General features: G+C 73.7%; 7 protein-coding genes. 3 read left to right on the forward strand and 4 right to left on the reverse strand.

Annotation, left to right across the window (positions count from 1 at the left end; all coding sequences use genetic code 11):
• Nucleotides 1-886: zinc metalloprotease HtpX (gene htpX, locus HMPREF0731_RS11745; protein WP_007004348.1), on the reverse strand; the 886-nt coding region annotated here is incomplete at its 3' end.
• 42 nt (nucleotides 887-928) lie between these two features.
• On the opposite strand from htpX, the gene HMPREF0731_RS11750 reads away from it, so the two are divergent.
• Entirely contained in the window at nucleotides 929-1111 is a 183-nt protein-coding gene (locus HMPREF0731_RS11750) for a DUF1674 domain-containing protein (protein ID WP_157136078.1), read from the forward strand.
• 75 nt (nucleotides 1112-1186) lie between these two features.
• On the opposite strand, the gene HMPREF0731_RS11755 is transcribed toward HMPREF0731_RS11750, so the two are convergent.
• Genes HMPREF0731_RS11755 through HMPREF0731_RS11765 form a run of 3 tightly spaced genes read right to left on the reverse strand, consistent with a single transcriptional unit; the run spans nucleotide 1187 to nucleotide 3578 of the window.
• Nucleotides 1187-2353: an MFS transporter gene (locus HMPREF0731_RS11755; RefSeq protein ID WP_007004350.1), complete on the reverse strand. Its 1167-nt coding sequence runs from the start codon at nucleotides 2351-2353 to the stop codon at nucleotides 1187-1189.
• A 24-nt stretch (nucleotides 2354-2377) separates the two neighbouring features.
• Nucleotides 2378-2821 (reverse strand): nucleoside deaminase, encoded by a 444-nt coding sequence (locus HMPREF0731_RS11760; protein ID WP_007004351.1) that lies wholly within the window; start codon nucleotides 2819-2821, stop codon nucleotides 2378-2380.
• 7 nt (nucleotides 2822-2828) lie between these two features.
• Nucleotides 2829-3578, reverse strand: a complete 750-nt coding sequence (locus HMPREF0731_RS11765; RefSeq protein WP_007004352.1) for an SDR family NAD(P)-dependent oxidoreductase — start codon at nucleotides 3576-3578, stop codon at nucleotides 2829-2831.
• A gap of 178 nt (nucleotides 3579-3756) precedes the next feature.
• Between HMPREF0731_RS11765 and HMPREF0731_RS11770 the strand changes: the two genes are divergently transcribed.
• Together HMPREF0731_RS11770 and HMPREF0731_RS11775 are read left to right on the forward strand one after the other, a co-directional pair.
• A complete protein-coding gene (locus tag HMPREF0731_RS11770) occupies nucleotides 3757-4482 on the forward strand; it encodes a gamma-glutamyl-gamma-aminobutyrate hydrolase family protein (RefSeq protein ID WP_007004353.1) in 726 nt (241 codons plus the stop codon).
• On the forward strand, nucleotides 4479-5278 hold an 800-nt coding region (locus HMPREF0731_RS11775), incomplete at its 3' end, for a pseudouridine synthase (RefSeq protein ID WP_007004354.1). The genes HMPREF0731_RS11770 and HMPREF0731_RS11775, both read left to right, overlap by 4 nt.

Raw genomic sequence — 5278 nt, forward strand, 5'->3', positions numbered from 1 at the left:
GGCGGCCGCCGGCGAAGGGGCGGCGCGGCGCCGGGCCCATGCGCTGCGCCAGCTCCATCAGCGCGGCGACGCGGTTCTGCGTGGCCGGGTGGGTGGAGAAGAGATTGTCCGCCCGCAGCCCGGCCAGCGGGTTGATGATGAACATGTGGGCGGTGGCGGGGTTGGCCTCGGCCGCCTGGTTGATGTGCGAGAGCCGGCCCTGCTCCAGCCGGGTCAGGGCGTTGGCCAGGCCCATCGGGTTGCCGCTGATCTCGGCGCCGGCGCGGTCCGCCTCGTATTCGCGGGAGCGGCTGATCGCCATCTGCACCACGGCGGCGGCGAGCGGCGCCAGCAGCATGATCAGGATGGTGGCGATCGGGTTCATGCCGCGCTCGTCGCGCCCGCGCATGCCGCCAAAGAGGAAGCCGAACTGCGCCAGCATGCCGATGGCGCCCGCCAGGCAGGCGGTGACCGTCATGATCAGCGTGTCGCGGTTGCGGATATGCGCCAGCTCATGCGCGATGACGCCCTCCACCTCCTCCGGCGGCATGCGGTTCAGCAGGCCGGTGTTGACGGCGACCGCCGCGTTCTCCGGGCCGCGGCCGGTGGCGAAGGCGTTGGGCTGGTCCTCGTGGATGATGTAGAGCGCGGGCATCGGCAGGCCGGCGCGCTGCGCCAGCCGTGCCGTCATCTCGTACAGCGCGGGCGCGTCCTGCGGGCCGACCGGCTGCGCGTTGTGCATGCGCAGCACCATGCGGTCGCTGTTCCACCAGGCGAAGAGGTTGGTGGCACAGGCGATGCCGAAGGCGATCATCATGCCGCCCCGGCCGCCAATGGCGCCGCCCACCACGACGAAGAGCCCGGTCATCGCCGCCAGCAGCAGCGCGGTGCGCAGATAGCCGTTCATGACCTCTTCCCCTTTGCACCCTCAGCACCCCAGATGGGGGGCATGACGAAGCCCGAACAAGAGGGGACCGCCCCCTCCGCCGACACCGCCGCCGCGCCGCAGGACAGCGCCGCCGCACCGAAGCCCAAGCCCGCGCCGATGCCGCCCGAGATCGGCGGCCCGGCCGGGCCGGAGCCGACGCGCTTCGGCGACTGGGAACGCAAGGGCCGCGTCAGCGATTTCTGACGGTGGCGTGGGCGCGCCCCGGCAACGCCGGGACCGCCGCGCCGGTTGCCCGGCGGTGGCGCCCGGACGCGCGGCTCAGCCCATGCGCCGGCGGCTGAGCCAGTACGCGATGGCCAGCACGCCGAGCCCGCTGCCCAGCAGCGCCGGCCCGGTGCCGGCCGCCGCCTGGCCCAGCCCGAACAGCGCCGGCCCCACCGCCTGGCCCAGGAAATAGCAGAAGGCGTGCAGCGCCACGGCCGAGCCGCGCGCGCCGGGCGCCACCTCGGTCACGCGGGTCTGGATGCTGTTGTGCAGCATGAAGAAGCCGAGGCCGATCAGCAGCGAGCCGGCGATGCCGATGCGCGGATCGGACGCGGCGGCGGCGAGGGAGGCGAGGCCCAGCAGCACGCAGGCCCCGGCCAGCCGCATCATACGTGCCTGGCCCAGATGCCGCAGCAGCAGCGGCGCCAGCAGCGTGTAGCCGAAGCCGCCCAGCCCGAAGCCGGCGACGGCCAGCCCGGCATTGCGCGTGCCGTGCCCGTCGCCGCCCAGCAGTTCGGAGAAGAAGGGGAAGGGGCCGAAGACCAGCATCCCCTCCAGCAGCACGCCGAGGAAGAGCGGCTGGGCGGCGCGGTTGCGCAGGATGCCGCCATAGCGGCGCAGGATCTCGGCCAGGCCGGGCAGGCGGCCGGGCGGGGCGGCGCCGGGGGCGCGGCGGGCGTCGAGCGCCACCACGGCGGCGGAGAGCGCCGCCATCAGCGCGCAGAAGGCCATCACCCCGCGCCAGCCGATCCAGGGCGAGACCAGGCCGGAGACGGCGCCGCCCGCCAGCTGGCCCAAGATGGCGCAGGCCAGAAAGCGGCTGATGGCCAGCTGGCGCTGCTCCATCGCCACGCGGTCGCCGAACAGCGCCAGGGTCAGCGGGAAGATGCCGCCGGCGGCAAGCCCCGCCGCGATGCGCGCCACGAACAGGGAATCGAGCCCCGGCGCCAGGGCGCAGGCGGCCAGCATCAGCGCCAGGGCGGCCAGGCACAGGCCGATGACGCGGCGCTTGCCGAAGGCGTCGCCCATCGGGCCCAGCACCGGCTGCACCAGGGCGTAGGGCAGGGTGAAGGCGCTGGCCAGCAGCGCCACCTGGGCGTGCGGGGTCTGGAACTCGGCCGCCAGCTCGCCCATCAGCGGGTCCAGGGCGCGGCCGGCGAGCGCCCCGGCGAAGCCGCCCAGGCCGAAGACGAGGACGAGGCGGCGGGTCTCTTCGATCATGCTCGCATCCGGCCGGGGGGCGCCTCAGCGGCGCAGCGCGGCAAAGAATTCCCGTAGCAGGGTGGCGCATTCGCCCTCCCGCACGCCGCCCACCACCTCGGGCGCGTGGTGGCAGGAGGGGGCGGCGTAGATGCGCGCGCCATGCTCCACCCCGCCGCCCTTCGGGTCGTAGGCGCCGAAGACGACGCGGCGGATGCGGAAGAAGCTGGCGGCCTGGGCGCACATCGGGCAGGGCTCCAGCGTCACCGTCAGGGTGCAGCCGGGCAGGCGGGGGGAGCCCAGCGCCGCCGCCGCCTGGCGCAGCGCCAGCATCTCGGCATGGGCGCTGGCGTCGTGGTCCTGCTCCACCCGGTTGCCGGCGCGGCCCAGCACGCGGCCGGCCGCGTCGGTCACCACCGCTCCCACCGGGACCTCGCCACGGGCGGCGGCGTCGCGCGCCTCCTGCAGCGCGATCTCGATGGGGGTCATGCGGCGCTCAGGGCCCGATCAGCTGGCCGCCATCGACGACGATGCCCTGGCCGGTCACCCAGCGGGCGCGGGGGGAGGCGAGGAACAGCACGACATCGGCCACCTCCTCCGGCGTGCCGAGGCGGCCGAAGGGGATCTGTTTCAGGGTCGCGTTGTAGAGGTCCGGGTCGCTGGTGCGGCGCTGTTCCCAGCTGCCGCCGGGGAATTCGATGGAGCCGGGGGCGACGGCGTTCACGCGGATGCCCTGGCGGGCCAGCATCTTCGCCTGGCTGGCGGTGTAGTGCAGCACGGCGGCCTTGATGGCGCCGTAGGGGGCGGTGCGGCTGGTGGCGCGCAGGGCGGAGATGGAGGAGACGTTGACGATCGAGCCGCCTTCCGCCTGCTGCAGCCAGGGCAGCGCGGCCTGGGAGGCGCGGACGATGGCCATCATGTCTACCTGGAAGGAGGCGGCCCAGCCGGCCTCGTCATCGGTGGCGCCGAAGCCGGAGGCGTTGTTGACCAGCACGTCGATGCCGCCCAGCGCGGCGGCGGCCTGCGGGATGAAGCTGGCGATGTCCTCTGCTTTGGCGAGGTCGCAGGGCGCGGCGAAGGCGGTGACGCCCTGGGCCGCGATCTCCTGCCGCGCGGCCTCCAGCGGGCCGGCGCCGCGGGCGCAGATGGCGACCGAGGCGCCCTGGCTGGCGAAGCCGAGGGCGATGCTGCGCCCGATGCCGCGGCTGCCGCCCATGACCACGACGCGCCTGCCCTTGAATTCCATCGGCCGTTCCTCTGTTGGCTTTGCGCCGCCAGATCACTCCAAAGCGCCTGCTGCGGCAAGGCACCCCCACGAATGGCGGGGTCCGGGGGGACCCTGTCCCCCCGGCGGGGGCCCGGGGGCAGCGCCCCCGGCGCGCATTTCGATTGTGTCCTTCCCGGCACGGCGTTAGCACGCCCAGATGCGCACCACCCCCCTGATCGGCCTGACATTGGATGCGGAGCAGCCGGGCGGCTACTCCAAGCTCCCCTGGTATGCCCTGCGGCAGAATTATTTTGACAGCGTCGCCCGCGCGGGTGGCCTGCCGATCGCCCTGCCGCATCTGGCCGAGCAGGCGGAGCGCTATCTGGACGAGATCGACGGGCTGCTGGTGACGGGCGGGGCCTTCGACGTGGACCCCTCGCTGTATGGTGGCGGGCCGAAGCACGACACGGTGGTGCTGAAGCAGGGCCGCACGGCGTTCGAGCTGGCGATGGTGCGCGGCGCGCTGGCGCGCGACATGCCGATCCTGGGTATCTGCGGTGGCGAGCAGCTGCTGGCGGTGGTGCTGGGCGGCACGCTGATCCAGCACATCCCGGACAGCGTGCCGGATGCGCTGGCGCATGAGCAGCCCAACCCGCGCACCGAGCCGGGGCATGAGGTGGCGCTGACCGAGGGCACCTTGCTGTCGCGCATCGTGGGCGCGCCGCGCATGGCGGTGAACTCGGCGCACCACCAGGCGGTGGAGCGGGCCGGGCCGGGCTGCGTGGTCAATGCCGTGGCGCCGGACGGGGTGATCGAGGGCATCGAATCCACCGCGCACCGCTTCGCGCTGGGGGTGCAGTGGCACCCGGAATATGCGGTGGATTCGAGGGACCAGAGCATCCTCGACGCCTTCGTCGCCGCCTGCCGGGAGCGCCGGGCATGAGCGAGGAGCAGGACGGCCCGAAGGGCGAGCGCATCGCCAAATGGCTGGCGCGCGCCGGCATCGCCAGCCGCCGCGACGCGGAGAAGCTGATCGCCGAGGGGCAGGTGGCGGTGAATGGCCGCGTGCTGGACGGGCCGGCGAGCTTCGTGCAGCCGGGCGACAGCGTCACCGTCTCCGGCAAGAAGGTGGGGGAGCCGGAGCGCACGCGGCTGTTCCGCTACCACAAGCCGCCCGGCCTGGTGACCACGCACAAGGACCCGGAAGGCCGCCGCACGGTGTTCGAGGAGCTGCCCGCCGGCCTGCCGCGGCTGGTCTCGGTCGGGCGGCTCGACCTCAATTCCGAGGGGCTGCTGCTGCTGACCAATGACGGCGCGCTCAGCCGCAAGCTGGAGCTGCCGGACAACCAGTGGATCCGCCGCTACCGCGCCCGCGTGCATGGCCGGGTGGATGAGCGCGCTTTGGCCGCCCTGGCCCATGGCGTGACGGTGGAGGGCGTGGCCTATGGCCCGATCCAGGCCGGGCTCGATTCCCGCCAGGGCACCAATGCCTGGCTGACCGTCTCGCTGAGCGAGGGCAAGAATCGCGAGGTGCGGCGGGTGCTGCAGCATCTGGGGCTGACGGTGACGCGGCTGATCCGCATCGCCTATGGCCCCTTCGCCCTGGCCGATCTGCCGCGCGGCGCGGTGGAGGAGATCAACGCCAAGGTGCTGCGCGAGCAGCTGGGGCTGGACGCGCCGCCGCGCATCAAGCGCGGCGTGGTGCTGGCCGCCGAGGCGCGCGCCGCGCGCGAGGCCGC

The sequence above is a fragment of the Pseudoroseomonas cervicalis ATCC 49957 genome (assembly GCF_000164635.1).
Lineage (GTDB): Bacteria > Pseudomonadota > Alphaproteobacteria > Acetobacterales > Acetobacteraceae > Pseudoroseomonas > Pseudoroseomonas cervicalis.

Excerpts from the sequence above, each read along its gene's own strand:
- HMPREF0731_RS11750 (WP_157136078.1), top strand. The coding sequence starts at position 929 with ATGACGAAGCCCGAACAAGAGGGGACCGCCCCCTCCGCCGACACCGCC.
- HMPREF0731_RS11755 (WP_007004350.1), bottom strand. The coding sequence starts at position 2,353 with ATGATCGAAGAGACCCGCCGCCTCGTCCTCGTCTTCGGCCTGGGCGGC.
- HMPREF0731_RS11760 (WP_007004351.1), bottom strand. The coding sequence starts at position 2,821 with ATGACCCCCATCGAGATCGCGCTGCAGGAGGCGCGCGACGCCGCCGCC.
- HMPREF0731_RS11765 (WP_007004352.1), bottom strand. The coding sequence starts at position 3,578 with ATGGAATTCAAGGGCAGGCGCGTCGTGGTCATGGGCGGCAGCCGCGGC.
- HMPREF0731_RS11770 (WP_007004353.1), top strand. The coding sequence starts at position 3,757 with ATGCGCACCACCCCCCTGATCGGCCTGACATTGGATGCGGAGCAGCCG.